Origin of the sequence: Sphingobacterium sp. SGR-19 (assembly GCF_011043555.1) — a bacterium.
Classification (GTDB): domain Bacteria; phylum Bacteroidota; class Bacteroidia; order Sphingobacteriales; family Sphingobacteriaceae; genus Sphingobacterium.
This window is the reverse complement of sequence record NZ_JAAKGS010000011.1, coordinates 98,668-115,578: the sequence shown is the minus strand read 5'-3', so window position 1 is coordinate 115,578 and position 16,911 is coordinate 98,668. Positions and strand designations below refer to the sequence as shown.

18 protein-coding genes, 1 other RNA gene and 1 riboswitch are annotated in these 16,911 nt (G+C 41.2%); of the genes, 3 read left to right on the top strand and 16 right to left on the bottom strand.

Annotated elements, in window-relative coordinates:
- Positions 1-129 precede the first annotated feature (129 nt).
- The 4 genes from G5B43_RS17825 to G5B43_RS17810 all read right to left on the bottom strand — a co-directional run bounded on the left by G5B43_RS17825 (position 130) and on the right by G5B43_RS17810 (position 2,777).
- Complete coding sequence (locus tag G5B43_RS17825) at positions 130-693, bottom strand: SRPBCC family protein (RefSeq protein WP_240904913.1); 564 nt, start codon at positions 691-693, stop codon at positions 130-132.
- A gap of 74 nt (positions 694-767) precedes the next feature.
- The gene (locus G5B43_RS17820) at positions 768-1,337 is read right to left on the bottom strand and encodes a Crp/Fnr family transcriptional regulator (RefSeq protein ID WP_165296149.1); all 570 of its coding nucleotides are present in this window, start codon (positions 1,335-1,337) and stop codon (positions 768-770) included.
- A gap of 233 nt (positions 1,338-1,570) precedes the next feature.
- The gene (gene def / locus G5B43_RS17815) at positions 1,571-2,152 is read right to left on the bottom strand and encodes a peptide deformylase (RefSeq protein WP_073582486.1); all 582 of its coding nucleotides are present in this window, start codon (positions 2,150-2,152) and stop codon (positions 1,571-1,573) included.
- 58 nt (positions 2,153-2,210) lie between these two features.
- Positions 2,211-2,777, bottom strand: coding sequence for a Crp/Fnr family transcriptional regulator (locus G5B43_RS17810; protein ID WP_073583490.1), 567 nt, complete (start codon positions 2,775-2,777; stop codon positions 2,211-2,213).
- Between the two features lie 200 nt (positions 2,778-2,977).
- Between G5B43_RS17810 and G5B43_RS17805 the strand changes: the two genes are divergently transcribed.
- The gene (locus G5B43_RS17805) at positions 2,978-3,631 is read left to right on the top strand and encodes a tyrosine-type recombinase/integrase (RefSeq protein WP_262887188.1); all 654 of its coding nucleotides are present in this window, start codon (positions 2,978-2,980) and stop codon (positions 3,629-3,631) included.
- Positions 3,624-3,818, top strand: coding sequence for a tyrosine-type recombinase/integrase (locus tag G5B43_RS19565; RefSeq protein ID WP_262507984.1), 195 nt, complete (start codon positions 3,624-3,626; stop codon positions 3,816-3,818). The genes G5B43_RS17805 and G5B43_RS19565 overlap by 8 nt, the downstream gene beginning before the upstream one ends.
- 311 nt (positions 3,819-4,129) lie before the next feature.
- On the opposite strand, the gene ssrA is transcribed toward G5B43_RS19565, so the two are convergent.
- Positions 4,130-4,497, bottom strand: a transfer-messenger RNA (tmRNA) gene (gene ssrA, locus G5B43_RS17800).
- 21 nt (positions 4,498-4,518) lie between these two features.
- A complete protein-coding gene (locus tag G5B43_RS17795) occupies positions 4,519-5,004 on the bottom strand; it encodes a hypothetical protein (protein ID WP_165296148.1) in 486 nt (161 codons plus the stop codon).
- 124 nt (positions 5,005-5,128) lie between these two features.
- Between G5B43_RS17795 and G5B43_RS17790 the strand changes: the two genes are divergently transcribed.
- A complete protein-coding gene (locus tag G5B43_RS17790; protein WP_165296147.1) occupies positions 5,129-5,344 on the top strand; it encodes a hypothetical protein in 216 nt (71 codons plus the stop codon).
- 42 nt (positions 5,345-5,386) lie between these two features.
- Here the strand turns inward: G5B43_RS17790 and G5B43_RS17785 are convergent, their stop codons facing one another.
- From G5B43_RS17785 to G5B43_RS17740, 10 genes are all read right to left on the bottom strand, one after another.
- The gene (locus tag G5B43_RS17785) at positions 5,387-6,301 is read right to left on the bottom strand and encodes a hypothetical protein (protein WP_165296146.1); all 915 of its coding nucleotides are present in this window, start codon (positions 6,299-6,301) and stop codon (positions 5,387-5,389) included.
- 23 nt (positions 6,302-6,324) lie between these two features.
- Positions 6,325-7,413: an MBL fold metallo-hydrolase gene (locus tag G5B43_RS17780; protein WP_165296145.1), complete on the bottom strand. Its 1,089-nt coding sequence runs from the start codon at positions 7,411-7,413 to the stop codon at positions 6,325-6,327.
- 80 nt (positions 7,414-7,493) lie between these two features.
- A complete protein-coding gene (locus tag G5B43_RS17775; protein ID WP_165296144.1) occupies positions 7,494-8,207 on the bottom strand; it encodes a HesA/MoeB/ThiF family protein in 714 nt (237 codons plus the stop codon).
- Positions 8,208-8,215: 8 nt separating this feature from the next.
- A complete protein-coding gene (gene thiH, locus G5B43_RS17770) occupies positions 8,216-9,325 on the bottom strand; it encodes a 2-iminoacetate synthase ThiH (protein WP_165296143.1) in 1,110 nt (369 codons plus the stop codon).
- Positions 9,326-9,333: 8 nt separating this feature from the next.
- Positions 9,334-10,107, bottom strand: a complete 774-nt coding sequence (locus G5B43_RS17765) for a thiazole synthase (RefSeq protein WP_165296142.1) — start codon at positions 10,105-10,107, stop codon at positions 9,334-9,336.
- Positions 10,104-10,724: a thiamine phosphate synthase gene (gene thiE / locus G5B43_RS17760; protein ID WP_240904912.1), complete on the bottom strand. Its 621-nt coding sequence runs from the start codon at positions 10,722-10,724 to the stop codon at positions 10,104-10,106. The genes G5B43_RS17765 and thiE overlap by 4 nt, the downstream gene beginning before the upstream one ends.
- The gene (locus G5B43_RS17755) at positions 10,711-11,319 is read right to left on the bottom strand and encodes a thiamine phosphate synthase (RefSeq protein WP_165296141.1); all 609 of its coding nucleotides are present in this window, start codon (positions 11,317-11,319) and stop codon (positions 10,711-10,713) included. Before G5B43_RS17755 ends, thiE begins: the two co-directional genes overlap by 14 nt.
- A complete protein-coding gene (thiC, locus tag G5B43_RS17750; RefSeq protein ID WP_165296140.1) occupies positions 11,316-13,130 on the bottom strand; it encodes a phosphomethylpyrimidine synthase ThiC in 1,815 nt (604 codons plus the stop codon). The genes G5B43_RS17755 and thiC overlap by 4 nt, the downstream gene beginning before the upstream one ends.
- A 26-nt stretch (positions 13,131-13,156) precedes the next feature.
- Complete coding sequence (gene thiS / locus G5B43_RS17745) at positions 13,157-13,375, bottom strand: sulfur carrier protein ThiS (RefSeq protein ID WP_206367412.1); 219 nt, start codon at positions 13,373-13,375, stop codon at positions 13,157-13,159.
- Between the two features lie 54 nt (positions 13,376-13,429).
- Positions 13,430-13,527, bottom strand: a riboswitch (TPP riboswitch).
- Between the two features lie 17 nt (positions 13,528-13,544).
- The gene (locus G5B43_RS17740; protein ID WP_206367411.1) at positions 13,545-16,886 is read right to left on the bottom strand and encodes a DEAD/DEAH box helicase; all 3,342 of its coding nucleotides are present in this window, start codon (positions 16,884-16,886) and stop codon (positions 13,545-13,547) included.
- Positions 16,887-16,911 lie beyond the last annotated feature (25 nt).

The window sequence follows — 16,911 nt, the reverse complement described above, 5'->3', positions numbered from 1 at the left end:
TTCTGAATAACGTTTTGCGGCTTGGCGTAGTGGCGGATTTTTAGCAGAAATGTACATACGAAGCACACATTTCAAATATAGCACTAACCTTCAATTAACCACGTCACCCGCCATTATGCCAAACCGCTGTTACCTGCTGCCCTTCTTTTCGTCCGTCTTTTCCAAGTCGTTCTTTAGTATAGTCAATGCATTTGTTAAAAGTCCATTTACATTTTTTAAAAGGAATAAGTTAACAGCACCACGAGCAAAAATATTTTTCGGAACTATTTTATAAGTCCACTCAATTTTGGTTTGGCCATTACCGAGGTCGTTAAATATCCAGTCCCCTTCAATTCTCTTTGCTAAAAAGCGAAGTTGAGAAGTAAAATCTTCAATTCTGTATGAGAATGAAGTATGAGGAACAACTGTCAAAAGTGTTTCTTTTGAGGTTGAACCATCTTCAAAGTAAACCGTTCTTGTCAACCCTGCTTTAAACCACTTTTCTTTTTCATCTGTCTTTATAATTGCAGGCAGATTTTTGTGTTTTTTAAAAATGCGTGATAACTCAACGGGTACAATGTAGTTAAAAGCATTGTCAATTGGTGCGTTAATTGTCATTATGATTTTTGTTTGTGGAATTTTTTTATTGCTTTGTGCAAAGGCAATTCCTGCGAAGCCCATTGTTAATCCGATTGTCATTAAAAATGCTGTCATTGTGTTTTAATTTTAAATTACATTGCAAAAGTCGCAACATAATTCTTGACAGCATTTGCCAAATGGCAAAAAAACTAACGGATATTTTTTCTAATTCTGCTCAATGAAGATTGTGTTATTCCTAAATACGAAGCCAATAATGAAAGAGGTATTCTATTGGCAAGTTGAGGGAATTTGTCAAGGAAACTGATATAACGAGCTTTAGCGTCTTCTGCAAGCATTGGACTAATCCGACTTACTTTTTCAATTAATGATTTTGCTGTTATTTGGTTAATTATACCATTCCAAGCAATGATTGTATTTGACAAGTCTTTTAGTGCATCTGCCGAAAAAACTAAAAGTCTACAGTCTGTGACTGCTTGTACATATTCAGAAGATGGAATTTGATAAGTAAAACTGTTTAAGTCAACAGCAAAGTTATTTTCGTCTATAAAATATCTTGTTATTTCTTCACCTTTATTGTTGTAATAGCAAACTCTTAAAATTCCGTTGTCCACGAATGCCACTTGTCGGGCAATTTTTCCTGCTTCTGAAAAATAGTCGTCTCTTTTTAGTTCAACTACTTTTGACTTGCTTGTTATCAAGTCAATTTGTTGTTGGTTAAGTTGTCCAAATTGAAGTAAATAGTTTATTAGGTTTTCCATAGTCGCAAGGTAGCAAGTGTAGTTCTGTTAAAAGTTGTCATTTGGCAAATAAATTGATTTTTGTCTGTTGGTTGTTTTTCTGTTAGGATTGCAGGTAACGGTCAAGTGTATGAGCAGTAGCGGGTTTTGTACGCTTACTGTTCAGTTTAGCACAAAGATAGCTAAAAGGCAAAAACTTTGGTTTTGGCACTTTCCCCGCTATTGCTTATACACATTGTTAGGTGCTGGCATTTTTACACGAATTTTATTGGATATTTCGTCTTTATCTGTCCTTTTGCAATCTTTTTAAGTTTGGATTCCATCAGCCTTCTGGTCAATGGTTTTAGATAGTCAAGATACAAAATTCCTTCTGTGTGGTCGTATTCGTGCTGTATCATTCTTGCGGTCGTTCCACTAAATGTCTTTGTTTGAAAGTCAAAATCTTTGTTGTAATATTCTATACTAATCGTCCAAGGTCTTTTTACTTTTTGCGATAAATTTGGGATACTTAAACAGCCTTCTTCGTCTTCCCAAAGCTCTGCGGAACGTTCAATGATTTTTGCGTTGATAAAAGTTTCCATTATTCCTTTGTCGTCTTTGTCAAAATAGATTTCCCTGTCCGCTTCGTCAAGATTTTCAAAAGTTGTTTTACTGTCCACTACAAAAAGTCTTATCGGAAGTCCGATTTGTGGCGAAGCCAATCCGCAACCATTGGCGTTTTTCATTGTTTCCCACATATCGGCTATTAGCTTGTCCAACTCGGGATAATTCTTTTCGATGTCGTTGCACTTTTGTTTTAAAATGCTGTGTCCGTATGCTAAAATAGGTCGTTTCATTCCTTTGCTTTTTATCGCAAAGTTCCAAAGAATGAACAAGGTTGGCAATGAACCTATGTTAAGTAATCTGTCTGCGAATACGGCTCAAGCCCTGTGGCGTTATTCCGATGTAGGAAGCCACGTATTTTAGCGGAATGAATTTTAAAATGTCGGGCTGTTCGCTGAACAGTCTTAAATAACGCTCTTTCGCATTGTATTTAAGCAAGGACAGTTCACGTTTGCTTTTAGCCAAAAACAATTTTTCGGAAGCGAAGCGTCCTAAATAATTCCCAACTTTGGTCTGGGCATACACTTTTTGCAAATCGTCAAAGGAAATTTGCCAAACAACGGTTTCCGTCAATGCCTGTAATTCGTATTCGGACGGTGTTTGCGTGAGAAAAGAGTCGTAAGCACAGGTAAATTCTTTGTCGAAACTGAAATTAAAAGTCAGTTCGTTTTCATCATCGGGAATGTAAAACCGAACGATGCCCGTTTCAACGAATGAAAGGTAATTTTCCGTTTCGCCCTGCCGTGTGATGATTTGGTTTTTGGCAAACACCTTTCTGTCAAAATGTGAAGCTATAAATTCCCATTCCGATTCTTGTAGCTTTACGATTCTTTCATAGTATTCTCTTATGTGTCCCATTTTTGACGGTTTTTGTCCTGCTTGCACCTAACATATTCTTTAGCGAAGCTAATATACAAAATATTTCGCCAATCCGTCTCTATAGACGCACTTCGCCTTACAGATCCAAAGACGATATAACAGACTATATTTTAACATGTTGACACAACATTAAATACCGTAAAACGAAACAATTGATATGAATAAATCGTTATCTCTATATGGATAACGAAACTATACTGAAAACATTTGAAAAAAAGCTGACTACGCAAAGATATGCTAACAATACAGTTAAAGCATATAAAGATTATGCCCGTTTATTTCTCAAATATGTTGATAATTATCCCTCTTTAGAATCAATACCAATTACTATTATAGAATCCTTTATAAATGAAAAAGTTCAAAAAGAAAAAATCAGTATTTCCTATCAAAAAGGTTTAGTTGGAGCTATTAAGAAAATTTATGAATTGATACTGAATGAAAAAATTAAACTTGATTACTTATACCCTAAAAGACATTTAAACAAACTGCCAAAATTCTTTTCCAAAGAAGAGATCAGACTACTATTAGATAATACGGAAAACATTAAACATAAGGCCATATTAACAACTATATATAGCTGCGGACTACGCCTTAGTGAGTTACTAAACCTCAAAATAAAAGATATCCGATCATCTAATAAGATGATACGTATCAACCAAAGCAAAGGAAACAAAGACCGAATTGTTTCATTACCTGATAAGTTGCTAGATATTTTACGCGAATATTATCTAATTTATAAACCTAGCGACTATCTTTTTGAAGGAGAAAGAGGAAATCGATATAGTGAAAGAAGTGTTCAGCTTATTTTAAAAAAAATCATTATCAATGGCTAAGATCAAAACCGAAGGTACAGTCCATACGTTACGACATTCGTATGCTACACATTTAATTCAGTCCGGTATTGATATTCGAATTGTTCAGGAATTACTAGGTCATGAGAATATCAAGACTACCATGATCTACACACATATCACAGATATTGATAAGAAAAAGACCCCAAGCCCACTAGATTTTTTATAATTTCTAAGATAAACACTATATGAGACTACCCTAATCTAGACTTACCGATCTTAATATTAAGTTGAAAAATAAGTAATTTTTGTCCGAAATAAGTCCGAAAATAGAAAAATCCACTGATTATCAGTGGCTTTTGTCGGGGTGGCAGGATTCGAACTTTTAATACACCTTTCGCGAGTTACAGCAAAATACGATTAATGAATATTATTAAATAAACTCTCCAACATAATTTTGAATTGTATTAATATAACAACACCCAAAACTGGGTGTAGTTTTGGGTGTTAATCTTGTAAATTATTGAATTTCAAGTTGTTTTGTGGAGCCGGAGGGATTCGAACCCTCGTCCAAACATAGTATGATTTACGCTTTCTACATGCTTAGTTTCTCTTTAGTTGTCGGGAGAGGGAAGGTGAGAAACTTACCTATACCGTTCTCCGTAGTTGCTGTATCTCGCAAGTGCTTAGCAACATCACACTTGCCAGTTCTATAGTTCGATGCCCCTGATGTTAGACCAAAGAACAGGATCTAACGGGACAAATAGCTATGTTAAGTCTAACTTAAGCAGCTAAGGCGTAGTTTTCTTCGCCAATTATAAAGTTGAAAGTTCAGATTAAAGTGCTAGACTAACAATGCACTGCATGCTTACATAACCATCGCTATCCTGTCAATTCCGGTCGACCCCATGATTATATAATTTACAAAATTACGAAAAATTATTTGTTTTCGTTATATTTAGAACGGAAACAGATAATTTTAGTTTATTTAAACATATCTTCATGGCTACAGAAAAGAAATCAAATCCGGAGAATGAACCGCTTAAAGAAACAGCGGCGTCATCCGTAAAACCTACAGAAACCGTAGATAAGACCACCGTTGCTAAACCCGCTACGGCGAGCAAACCGAAGACAGCTTCTGCAAAAAAAACTGCGGCGCCAAAAACAAATAGCGCAGCGAAGCCTGCGGCTACCGCAGCAAGCAAGGCTACACCCGCTAAGCCAGCTACCGCTAGCAAGCCAAAAGCAACTTCTGCAACGAAAACTGCAGTGCCAAAGACCGATAGTGCAGCAAAGCCTGCGGCTACCGTAGCAAGCAAGGCTACACCCGCTAAGCCAGCTACCGCTAGCACGCCAAAAGCAACTTCTGCAACGAAAACTGCAGCACCAAAAACCGATAGTGCAATTAAAGACACTCCTAAGTTAAAAAAGGGTTCTACATCTTCGTCAACTGAAAAAAGTGGGCAGAAAAAACAAAAATCGGCCGACGCCAAGAAACTTGTTAAAGAGGCATCTTATAAAAGTGAAATAAAAGAGCAAGTGAAGCCAGGCAAAAAGAAAGAAAAGGATAAAAAGGAAAATAAGAAAGACAGCAAAAAGACCAAGCCAAAGTCTAAAAAGACGGTTGATAAGAAGACAAAGGTAAAAGACGAAAAACCACTTGGTGGACTCAAGAAAAAATTAAAAAAGCTAATTGAGGACGTACTGGATAAAAAAGAAAAAAAAGCAACAAAAGGAAAGAAAAAAAAGAAATAGAAATTTGCAGAATAGCCACGATTTAAATTGTGGCTATTCTTATTATATCGCTACTTCCGTAGATTTTTTGATCTGAACACCATACGTATCCTTTAGTTCTTCAAACCGCTGTCGTGTACTGTTTTCAAAACCGGCAATCGGAGACATACAGTCTTCCAACACCGTAATACGCGACGTAATCGATCTATCGGTTGCATAATGCTCCAAAATTTGTTCCACAGAAGCTAACACGCAGTGGCTCGAAGCCTCGCCAGCGATAAAAATAGCATCATACGCACGGATGGCATTAAGCACGGTATGGTTTACAAAGTGTTCCTGGTCGTATTCCGCTTTGATGATGCCATACATTTCGGTATAAGGATTTTGTCCTTTATAAACCAATTTAGGCTTAGCGTTACGTGCTGCTGCATGAAAATATAACATCTTTGTAAACTCGGACTCGAGTTTCGCACCCGATGTACCCTCTAGGCAATGATACGGCCAAATGCAAAGTTGCTTTTTACCCTCAAATTCCAGGTTACGCAAGTATTCTAAAGAACGTCCCGTCTCTCCATTGGCTACTGTCCAGACTCCGTTTACAGCATCATGATAGCTGATAATTGTAAAAGGTGCTGGATGCTTCCCCTCCTCATCCAACCACCAAACCGGGTGAAAAATTTGCATCATCGAATGGCAATCCAGACTGCAAATCACTCCGGTCAACGATTTGATATTACGATACATCCATTTCGTTAGACGTCGTACATCTCCTTTCGAGCCTGCTACGCCCAGACTGCCTATGCCTTCCATAAAATCATTTTGCACATCGATAGCTAAAAGTAAACTTCGTTTTACATCTTGCGAAGCAGGTGCGATATGTTCACGTTGCGCTAACGCCAAGATATCTGCTATATTTTCTCTACTAACAAATGAAGCGATGTGATTGGTGTTAACAATATCTTCGTAAGCTGCTTTCATATCATAGACATGTTAACATTTAATTACCGAATCCCCTCCCACCAAGCGCTATTCGATGCAATACTGTCCATGTAAACCACCTGCCCTATCTGTGGCGTAATAACATCAACATGACTTTCCTGAGCCGCTTTGGTAATCCTAATCAGCGGTTCATCCCAAGGGTGGTTCGCAAGTGGAAATTTCGAAGAATGGACAGGAATCACATAAGCCGCTTGCAGTTCCTGTGTCGCTGTGACGACCTCTTCGGGCATCATGTGAATATTATGCCACATTTCATTGTACTGTCCGTTTTCCAGAATCGCAAAATCAAAAGGTCCGTATTGTTGCCCAATATTTTTAAAATGCTTACCATAACCACTATCTCCACCCAAGAATAATTTTTTAGATCCATTCAGGATGAACGATGACCAAAGCGTCGTATTCCTTTTAAACGTACGGCCCGAAAAATGTCTCGCTGTAGTGGAAGTAATCTGCATACCTTCAAGTTCAACGCTATCTCCCCAATATAATTCCGTAATCTGATTGGCTGGATAGCCCCATTTTTCCAAGTGTGCTCCTACGCCAAGACCTGTGACGATATGTTTAACTTTATGCTTAAGCTTCATAAACGTATTGTAATCCAAATGATCCCAATGATCATGTGTAATAAATAGTATATCTATTTCAGGCATATCCTGAACAGTGTAGTTATATGTGCTATTGAAAGCACGCACATTAATACGTACCGGTGTAGCGTATTTGCTGAACACGGGATCTACTAAAATTTTCTTTCCATCCAATTGGATAAAATAGGATGAATGTCCAAACCACACATAAACATTGCTATCCGCAGGAAGGGTATGTAAGTTGCTTTTGATAACCGGTATGGAGTCATGGGGAACATTACGCACTTTCTTTGTAAAGAAGAACCCTCTGATAATATCCCGATAAGTAACGCCTTCTGCTAATGCCGGCGTAGGTTCGATATTATCAAAAGCTCCATCATGATAATTAGGCTTGCTTTCCATCAACGCAAGGCGATCTCCATTGGCATTTGCCCCGAAACGATCATGCCGCATATACATAAGCCCGCCAATGATCAGCAAGATGATCAAGAGTAGTAAAGTCTGCATACTTCGAATTAAAAACTTTTTCATTGATACAACCAAAATTAGCGGAATATCTCTCATCTAAAAGTCATAATCCGAAGGCATCAAAAGGTAATTGTCATAAAATTCCAGTTTAAGGTGTCGACAATCGTTAATTGGTTAGTCTCTACGGGTAAACCCGTAATTATTTTAAGTACCTGCATAGCCATCATTGTACCGACCACTCCAGGCAGCGGACCCAATACGCCGTGTCGGTCACAATTAGGTATATCTTCAGGATTGGGAGCTTCTGGAAATAGATCCCGGAGATTTTTACTTCCTTGAAAATTAAAAACAGCTACTTGTCCTTCAAAAGCGAAAATGCTCCCGTAAACCAATGGTTTATTCAGCGCTGCACAGGCATCATTCACGATATAGCGTGTGGTAAAATTATCGGAACCATCCACTACAATATCGTAGTTACGGATCAGGTCCCCCGCATTCTCCGCGTCTATCTTACGGTGGATAGGGACAAAGGTGATTTGGCTATTGAATTCCCTAACAAAATCCGCGGCACTTTCTGTCTTGGATTTCCCAACCGTACTTTCCTTGTGGATGACCTGCCTATTAAGATTATGTATCTCTACGTCATCGAAATCGACTACGGCCAACATCCCTATACCCGCAGCCGCCAGGTACTGTATGACAGGGCTGCCCAATCCACCTGCCCCCACCACGAGAACCTTTGTTTTACCTATCTTACGCTGACCGTCTACGCCTATCTCCTCAATAAATATTTGTCTGCTGTATCGCTTAAATACATCGTTCGCCTGCTTCATTTCCTTTATTACCAATATGTATCCCAGTCTTTCATAACGGGCTCGTATCCTTTCTGATAAATAACTTTCCGCACCTCGTCCATACTGCGTTCGTCGCTGGTCTCGAACTGTTCCAAAGATTGGGGATCCACTACATATCCTCCAGGATTGGTTTTCGATGCCGCACTCATCGTCGTAGCACCCAGTGAAATGATATGGTTTCGGAATTTTTCATTCTCCCGGGTCGAAATAGAAATCTCCAAATCTGCGTTCCAGATCCTATAAGCACAGATCAGCTGCAGCAAATCCCGATCTTCCATGATAAAGTTGGGTTCTATAATACCTTCAGCGGGCCGCAAACGTGGAAAGGAAACGGAATATTTCGTCTGCCAGTACGTTTTTTGCAGATAATCGATATGCAGCGCGTTGAAGAAACTGTCTACCCGCCAATCTTCCAAGCCCAACAAAACGCCTAGACCTATTTTGTGCAATCCCGCCTGCCCTATCCTATCGGGTGTATCCAAGCGGAACGCGAAGTTTGATTTTTTCCCTTTTGGGTGATAGCGCTTATACACCTCTTCATGGTAGGTTTCCTGATACACCAATACGGCGTGCACGCCCGCTTGATGCACGGCTTCATACTCCTCTCGCGATAACGGTTGGACTTCGATGGAGATATGTGCAAAATGCGGGCGTAACAGCTTTATTGCCTTGAGAAAATAATCTATACCCACCGTTTTATTGGCTTCGCCGCTGACTAAGAGGACGTGATTTACCCCCATGGCTTTCAGCGCAGCGGCCTCTTGCATAATCTCGATACTGCTCAAGGTTCTGCGTTTAATTTGGTTATCCATGCTAAAACCACAATACGTACAGATATTCTGACATTCATTGCTCAGGTACAGCGGTGCATACAGTTGTATGGTTTTTCCAAATCTCTTTTGGGTGAGTTGTTGCGTCAACTGAGCCATCTCTTCCAGCGAATCACTCGCCGCGGGCGACAACAGCACTAAAAAATCATCTATTGTTTTTTTAGTCTTGTGCAGACTGCGCTGTACATCTGCTTTACGAACACTGTAGATGCGATCGTGAACGAAAGTCCAGCTATATTGATGAAATGTATTTTCAAATGATTGCATTTTCTCCGTTATTTATGTAGCAAAAAATCCGTCAAAGGGCTTGATGGCACCGCAACTGCATGCGACGCAGCCAAACCGGCCTCATAAGCTCTTCGTCCGGCAATGACCGCTTCTTTAAATGCTATCGCCATCGCCGTCGGATCGTTTGCAACCGCGATGGCTGTATTGACCAGAACTGCATCGGCTCCAATCTCCATGGCTTTCGCCGCATCCGAAGGCGCACCGATTCCCGCATCGATGACTACGGGAACGTTGCTTTGTTCCATAATGATTTCCAGAAAATCTAAGGTCAACAAACCTTTGTTACTGCCAATCGGAGCACCGAGCGGCATCACCACGGCCGTACCGGCATCTTCTAATCTTTTGCACAAGACAGGATCGGCATGAATATAAGGCATCACGACAAAACCCACTTTTGCCAATAATTCGGTAGCCTTGAGCGTCTCTATCGGATCAGGCAGCAGGTACCTTGGATCGGGATGGATTTCCAATTTCACCCAGTTGGTCTCCAACGCCTCTCGAGCCAGTTGCGCCGCTAAAACAGCCTCTTCGGCATTTCTCGCACCGGAAGTATTCGGCAATAGATTGACGTCGGGAATTTGTAACGCCTGTAGCAAATCATCCGAATCCGACTGTAAGTCCACACGCTTCAAGGCCATGGTTACCAATTCCGATCCGGAACTACGGACGGCTTCTGTCATCTCTTCTAATCTACCAAACTTCCCTGTTCCTAAAAAAAGCCTGGAGTTAAACGTTTTATCTGCTATAGTTAATGTATTCATCGTAATAGTTTTTTAAAATCAGAAACAAGTATAGGCGTATCGGTTATAGCCTTGGATATAGCGACACCATAAATTCCTTCTTCCAACAAGGATTGGATATCGGTTAGATCAATCCCTCCGATGGCATAAATGGGTGGAAAATCGATCTCGTGTTCTTTTAAGTAAAGAATGATCTTCCGATAGCCTTCAATTCCCAATACCGGGCTCAATTTCTCCTTGGTGCTCGTCGTTCGATATGGTCCTAAGCCGATATAGTTGCACCCCTCGTCGATTCTTTTTGTAACATCTGCTATCGTATTGGCTGTACCGCCGATAATCTTTCCCTTACCCAAAACATACCGTGCCTTTTCAATTCCCTCGTCGTCCAATCCCAAATGCACACCATCGGCATCTACCTGTTTTGCGATAGGAATGCTATCATTAATGATGTAGGTTGCTTGATAATCCTGACATCGTTGTCTTACCTGCTCGGCGAGCTTTACGCGCTCTTCATCGGTAGCCGTTTTCCAGCGCAGCTGAATCCAATCCGCTCCGTGATCCAACGCTTGCAGGATATTATATGTTTGTTCTTTGGCCGTCGTTCCTTGTGATATATATTGTAGTTTACTTTGCATCATGATGAAGCTCCTTCTGGATGTCTTTATGTATCGTGTCAAATATCTGTATCGGCTGCGGACTGTTCCAAATAGCGCCCAATAGGGCTATCGCATCTGCTCCTGCCGTAAAAACCTGCCTATAGTTCTGTTCATCTATACCGCCTAATCCGACGAGTCGCACGTGCGGATTGCAGCGCAGACGCAAATCGTCCAAAACGGTATGGGTTATGCCGTATCCTTTTTTAGAGATACTGGGAAAAACCGGTGATAAAAAAGCATAGTCCCATATAGTATCCAAGGTATTGAAGGTTGTGATGGCGTGAACCGACGTAGATAGGGTAAACCCAGTCGTGAATGCTCGCTGTTTATGCTGCTTCCGGTCTTCTTCCCGAACATGCAAGCGCTCGATACCGAGTTCGTTTGCCAAGTGAAAATGCGAATGTAGCACCAATTGCTTCCTATAGTCCCTATTTATATCGTTCACATACGCCACCATTTCCGTGTCGGTAAGCTGATATTTCCGGATATGAAACAGCGATAGTCCGCGTTCCAAAAGCGTATTGACAATCGCTGATTCATCCGTTACGGGTTGTTCCGGCGATAGCAGTATGATCATAGATAGATTTCTTTGCCTTGTTCTATAAATTCTTTCGATTTCTCTACCATTCCCTCTCTGGCCACATCCCTAATCTCTTGTGTGATTTTCATCGAACAGAATTTGGGACCACACATCGAACAGAAATGCGCTACCTTGGCGCCATCTGCCGGTAGCGTCTCATCGTGGAATTCTCGTGCGGTATCCGGATCGAGAGACAAGTTGAACTGGTCTTCCCAGCGGAACTCAAACCTTGCCTTGCTCAGTGCGTTATCCCGATATTGAGCTCCCGGATGTCCCTTTGCCAAATCAGCTGCATGCGCTGCCAGTTTGTAGGTAATCACGCCATCTTTCACATCTTTTTTATTGGGTAGCCCCAGATGTTCCTTCGGGGTCACGTAACATAACATCGCACAGCCATACCAACCGATCATGGCGGCTCCGATGGCAGATGTTATATGGTCGTATCCCGGTGCGATATCCGTCGTTAGTGGACCTAACGTATAAAAAGGCGCTTCATCGCACTCCGCTAGTTGCTTATCCATATTCTCCTTAATCATGTGCATAGGCACATGTCCAGGTCCTTCGATCATCACCTGCACATCGTGCTTCCAAGCAATTTTCGTTAACTCTCCCAAGGTTTCCAGTTCGGCAAACTGGGCGGCATCGTTGGCGTCAGCAATGGAGCCTGGACGCAATCCATCACCCAGCGAAAAGGCGACGTCATAGCGTTTCATGATTTCACAAATTTCTTCGAAATGGGTATATAAAAAGTTTTCTTTGTGGTGGAATAGACACCATTTCGCCATGATAGAGCCGCCGCGGGAAACAATACCCGTCACCCGTTCAGCCGTCAAATGGATATATCGCAAAAGTACACCGGCATGAATGGTAAAATACGACACGCCCTGTTCCGCCTGCTCTATTAACGTATCTCTAAAGATTTCCCACGTTAAATCTTCGGCAATTCCTTTTACTTTCTCCAACGCTTGATAAATCGGTACTGTTCCGATCGGTACCGGTGAATTACGGATAATCCACTCTCTGGTTTCGTGGATATTCTTTCCGGTGGATAAGTCCATAATGGTGTCCGCTCCCCAACGACAGGCCCATACGGCTTTTTCCACCTCTTCCTCGATGCTGGATGAAACCGCACTGTTTCCGATATTGGCATTTATCTTCACGAGAAAATTACGGCCAATAATCATCGGTTCGCTTTCGGGATGGTTGATATTGTTGGGGATAATAGCTCTTCCTGCTGCAATTTCGTCACGCACAAATTCCGGTGTAATTTTTTGTTTGGGTGTGCGTGCCCCAAAACTGTGACCGGCATGTTGCTGCCGCATCGCTGTACTGGCTGCTTCCAATTGCGCTATACGCTGGTTTTCGCGAATGGCGATATATTCCATTTCGGGCGTAATCATTCCTTTTCTGGCATAGTGCAGCTGCGTTACATTACCTCCCTCCTTGGCAACTTTCGGTTGATGGCTATATTCAAAACGAAGCTCATCTAGGCTTTGATCAGCCAACCGTGCTTTTCCATATTCGGAACTGATACTGTCCAGCACCTGCACATCTCCCCTATCCAGTATCCACTGTTCGCGAATCCTGGCAAGACCTTTGCGAACATCAATATCCGCATGTTCATCTGTATAGGGCCCCGAAGTATCATACACGGTTATCGGTGGATTAAGTTCTAATTCTCCTGTACTCAATCTCGTTGGGTGTTGCGCAATCTCGCGCATAGCGACCTTAATCGGGAAGAGTTTTCCTTCGACGTAAACTTTTTTGGAGTTCGGAAATGGCTTGTGTGTGATGGTTTGCTTAATCATAATATGCTGATTTGATAGTTGATAAATTAACCCCCTTGCGTAGCGGTAATGATGAGAATAGAATCACTGTCTTGCAATACAGTAGAAGCCCATTGCGTTTTGGGCACAACTTGGTTATTAACGGCTACGGCAATACCTTTGGATTTCCCGGGGGCTTCCCATTGCATTAATTCCGCGAGCGAAACCGTGGCTTCTTTGAAAAACTTTTGCTGATGATTGATTGTAAGTTCCATTCCTGTTGACATTTTATTCTATAAATAAAACTTTAGGAATGGCTACGGCAATGCAGAACGCATCGATGAAGACATCTTACTTTTCCCTACGCCAGTATGATCCGGATCAGGTTCAAAGGGTAAAATCTCAGTCTGCTATCACGCAGACACCCCTAAAGTGCGATGCTAAGATAGTACTTTTTTAGAACAACTCCAACAATTCGTGCTTTGATAAACCGTTAACAAAAGATTTATCGGTCTTAATTAACTCTTCGGCTAACTTGTTCTTTTTCTTTTGCAGGTTTATAATTTTTTCCTCGACCGTGTCCGAACAGATGAGCCGAACGGCCACCACATTTTTACGCTGTCCGATACGGTAGCTACGGTCTATTGCTTGATTCTCCACGGCCGGATTCCACCAGGGATCAACGATATAGACATAATCAGCTTCTGTAAGGTTGAGCCCTACCCCACCCGCTTTCAGGCTGATTAGGAATACCCGTATATTTTCGTCTGTTTGGAAATTTTGTACTTGCGTACCCCTATCTTTTGTTTGCCCGGTCAAGTAGACAAACGGAATATCTTTTCGTTCAAGTTGCGTCTTAATCAAGTCGAGCATCTCCACAAACTGCGAAAAAACCAGGATCTTATGCTCTCTAAATTGGTTTTCAATTTGCTCGGTCAACACGTCTATTTTAACGGCGTTATCGCCCGAATGACCTTCTTTTAGCAACACCGGCGAGTTACAAATCTGGCGGAGCTTGGTTAACCCTGTCAATACGTGCATGCTGTTTTTACGGACTTCACGCTCATCAGTCGCCGAGATAAATTCCCGTAATTCCCGTTCGTAGACATCATAAATCCGACGTTGCTCCGCGTTCATTTCACAATAAATGATCATCTCTGTTTTATCGGGCAATTCTTGTGCAATTTGCTTTTTTGTTCGGCGTAGTATAAACGGCTTAATTTTCTCTTGGAGTTCTATCGCGCGCTTATTGTATTCAAATTGATCAATCGGAATGGCGTATGTATCTCTGAAATATTGCTTGCTCCCTAGCAATCCCGGACAAGCAAACGACAGCTGCCCATAGAGGTCGAATGTGTTATTCTCTATAGGTGTTCCGGTCAACACCATTTTGTTCCGCGATTGCAACAGACGAGTAGCTTGGTAGCGTTCGGAACTTGGATTCTTAATAGCCTGTGACTCATCCAGAAAGATATAATTAAAATAGAACGTTTTCAAAAGTCGGATGTCCGACAGCAATACACCGTAACTCGTCAATACCACTTCATATTGTCCCATATCTTCAACACTTTTAGCTCTTTGCGTTCCGTAGTGCAATACCATTTTTATAGACGGGGCAAATTTAGCCAGTTCTTCTTGCCAGTTGAATAATAAAGAGGTAGGTACAATAATCAAATTGGTTGTATGTCCATATTTTTCCCGTTGTGTTAAGATAAAAGCGATAATTTGTAAGGTTTTCCCCAATCCCATATCGTCCGCAAGGCATCCGCCAAAATTGAAGTCATCCAAAAAGTTTAGCCATTTCAACCCCTCTTTTTGGTAATCACGCAGCTGTGCCTGAAGTGTCGCAGGAACGGGAACGTCCGGAAAACTTTTATGCGCAAGAAATTGTTTCTGAAAAGTTAAAATCTCGGTTTGTACTTCCCGGCTCAACACTTCTTTTTCAAAGAAGTTTGTAACGTCCAAAAAATTGATTTTCGGAATTCTCAACAACTCTTTGTCTATTTCCCCTATCTCAAAATAACGCGAAATTTTGGCTATCCATTCGTCCGGCAATATCCCTTGCGTGCCGTCATCTAACTGAACAAATTTGCTTTTGTTCCTAATGGCACGGTTTACTTGTTTTAAGCTGGCGTTACTTTTCCCAAAACGGACTTTTAATTTTGCATTAAACCAGTCCAAACCGCTATTTACTTCTATGCTTATCTTCGCCCGATGCGGATTTAATTTATTATTGGTGAGTTCACTGAATCCTAATATAGTGACACCTTTCGCTCGCCACACTTCAAAAGCTCCCAAAAACCAATCTTCGTCCAAAAACTGGTTCTTATGCAGATAGAAGTATTCACGTTCGTTCATTTGTTCCCGAAAGTCCGGGTGTTGGCGCATAACCAGCAATATGAGGCGTTCTTCAGCTTCTTTATCGCGTTCGATTTTAAATTCATTTCCATTTTGATCCGTATCAAAAAGTTGCTTTCGGGAATACACCGGAATCTCCAAACAACCGTATTTCATTACCGGTGTAATCGAGATATAGTTACCTTCCTGATATAAGTATATAATAGATTCCGTTTGGAAAGTCTTTTCCGCCAACTGTACCGGTGTCGCGGTGCGGATATAACTATAATCAATGTGTAATAACTTCTCCAGTGGAGCAAGTACCTTTTGAAAAAAATCATCGTATTTAGCAGCGTGTATCAGCAGAATTTCGTTATTCGATTTGAAGAATTTAATTACCCGGAGCATATCCGGGTGATCTACAACGTAGAAAACCCGCTGGTGGTAAACAAAATAATCATGCCGAATAACCACATTACGGAATGGAAGCGACATATCGTTGAACCGCAATTCGCCCATCACCTCGTAAAACGGTTCTTTTTTGAATACCTGTAGCCGTATCTCCGCTTTTAACACCTCCAATTCGACAGGTAATAGCGATTTCGTCGTAACCGTTTCCGATATCTCCCGATCGTGGTAGTAGGCCTCCAGTTCCAATGGATTCTTAACAATCTGTTTTATAGCTTCAAATTCTGCTTCTGTGTGGTCTTCTTCACTATATTTATGCTGAAAACTCGATATAGCCGTATAGAATTTAACCTCTTGTGGATCGTCGGCTTTCCAGACTAACTGTAAAGGATCTATATTTGTTATCGGATTCTTGATTTTACCAGCCTGTGTGCAATAGGCTTCCATCAACAGGAAATTCAGCTGCTGGTAATAACGATGTCTACTGATTACCAATATTTGTCTTTTACCCGTTTTCGTTTTGTTCAAGTCTTTTAAAATAGACTGGCGTTTGGGCAATAACGTTTTTTTGAAAAGTTGCTCATCCATCGGAAGCAATTCTTTCATCTTAGTTTCGATGTGAACTTTTCCTTGCTGACAACTCAACTGAAAATACGCATCCAAATCAGGCTCGTTTTCTAGTCCATAACGTTTTGCCTGAGTTAACATAGTTTTGTATCGAAGCATCTTATCAAAGAAAATGCGAAACTCTTTTCGTTCCAGAATACCATGAATGATTTCGGCTTGATGCGTACACAACATAGAAGAAGCATTCCCACACGAGCAGGAAGATATAATAGCATTACTTGCCTGGCTTACCGCAACATTTGGAAATCCCATAGCATTTATTTTCGTAAATACACCTGCGTTCAGTTCTAGAGAGATGACGGAAATATCTTGAAAATCCCGCTTCTCCATAAAATCTCCACTTGCGGTATGTTTGAGCAACTCAAAAACCGAAAGACTTTCTATATTTGTATTTGTCAGTGTGTACTCCCTTGGTAATCCTATCATGAAATGCAAATGAACTATATTTTAA

Excerpts from the sequence above, each read along its gene's own strand:
- G5B43_RS17825 (WP_240904913.1), bottom strand. The coding sequence starts at position 693 with ATGACAGCATTTTTAATGACAATCGGATTAACAATGGGCTTCGCAGGA.
- G5B43_RS17820 (WP_165296149.1), bottom strand. The coding sequence starts at position 1,337 with ATGGAAAACCTAATAAACTATTTACTTCAATTTGGACAACTTAACCAA.
- def (WP_073582486.1), bottom strand. The coding sequence starts at position 2,152 with ATGAAACGACCTATTTTAGCATACGGACACAGCATTTTAAAACAAAAG.
- G5B43_RS17810 (WP_073583490.1), bottom strand. The coding sequence starts at position 2,777 with ATGGGACACATAAGAGAATACTATGAAAGAATCGTAAAGCTACAAGAA.
- G5B43_RS17805 (WP_262887188.1), top strand. The coding sequence starts at position 2,978 with ATGGATAACGAAACTATACTGAAAACATTTGAAAAAAAGCTGACTACG.
- G5B43_RS19565 (WP_262507984.1), top strand. The coding sequence starts at position 3,624 with ATGGCTAAGATCAAAACCGAAGGTACAGTCCATACGTTACGACATTCG.
- G5B43_RS17785 (WP_165296146.1), bottom strand. The coding sequence starts at position 6,301 with ATGAAAGCAGCTTACGAAGATATTGTTAACACCAATCACATCGCTTCA.
- G5B43_RS17780 (WP_165296145.1), bottom strand. The coding sequence starts at position 7,413 with ATGCAGACTTTACTACTCTTGATCATCTTGCTGATCATTGGCGGGCTT.
- G5B43_RS17775 (WP_165296144.1), bottom strand. The coding sequence starts at position 8,207 with ATGAAGCAGGCGAACGATGTATTTAAGCGATACAGCAGACAAATATTT.
- thiH (WP_165296143.1), bottom strand. The coding sequence starts at position 9,325 with ATGCAATCATTTGAAAATACATTTCATCAATATAGCTGGACTTTCGTT.
- G5B43_RS17765 (WP_165296142.1), bottom strand. The coding sequence starts at position 10,107 with ATGAATACATTAACTATAGCAGATAAAACGTTTAACTCCAGGCTTTTT.
- thiE (WP_240904912.1), bottom strand. The coding sequence starts at position 10,724 with ATGATGCAAAGTAAACTACAATATATATCACAAGGAACGACGGCCAAA.
- G5B43_RS17755 (WP_165296141.1), bottom strand. The coding sequence starts at position 11,319 with ATGATCATACTGCTATCGCCGGAACAACCCGTAACGGATGAATCAGCG.
- thiC (WP_165296140.1), bottom strand. The coding sequence starts at position 13,130 with ATGATTAAGCAAACCATCACACACAAGCCATTTCCGAACTCCAAAAAA.
- thiS (WP_206367412.1), bottom strand. The coding sequence starts at position 13,375 with ATGTCAACAGGAATGGAACTTACAATCAATCATCAGCAAAAGTTTTTC.
- G5B43_RS17740 (WP_206367411.1), bottom strand. The coding sequence starts at position 16,886 with ATGATAGGATTACCAAGGGAGTACACACTGACAAATACAAATATAGAA.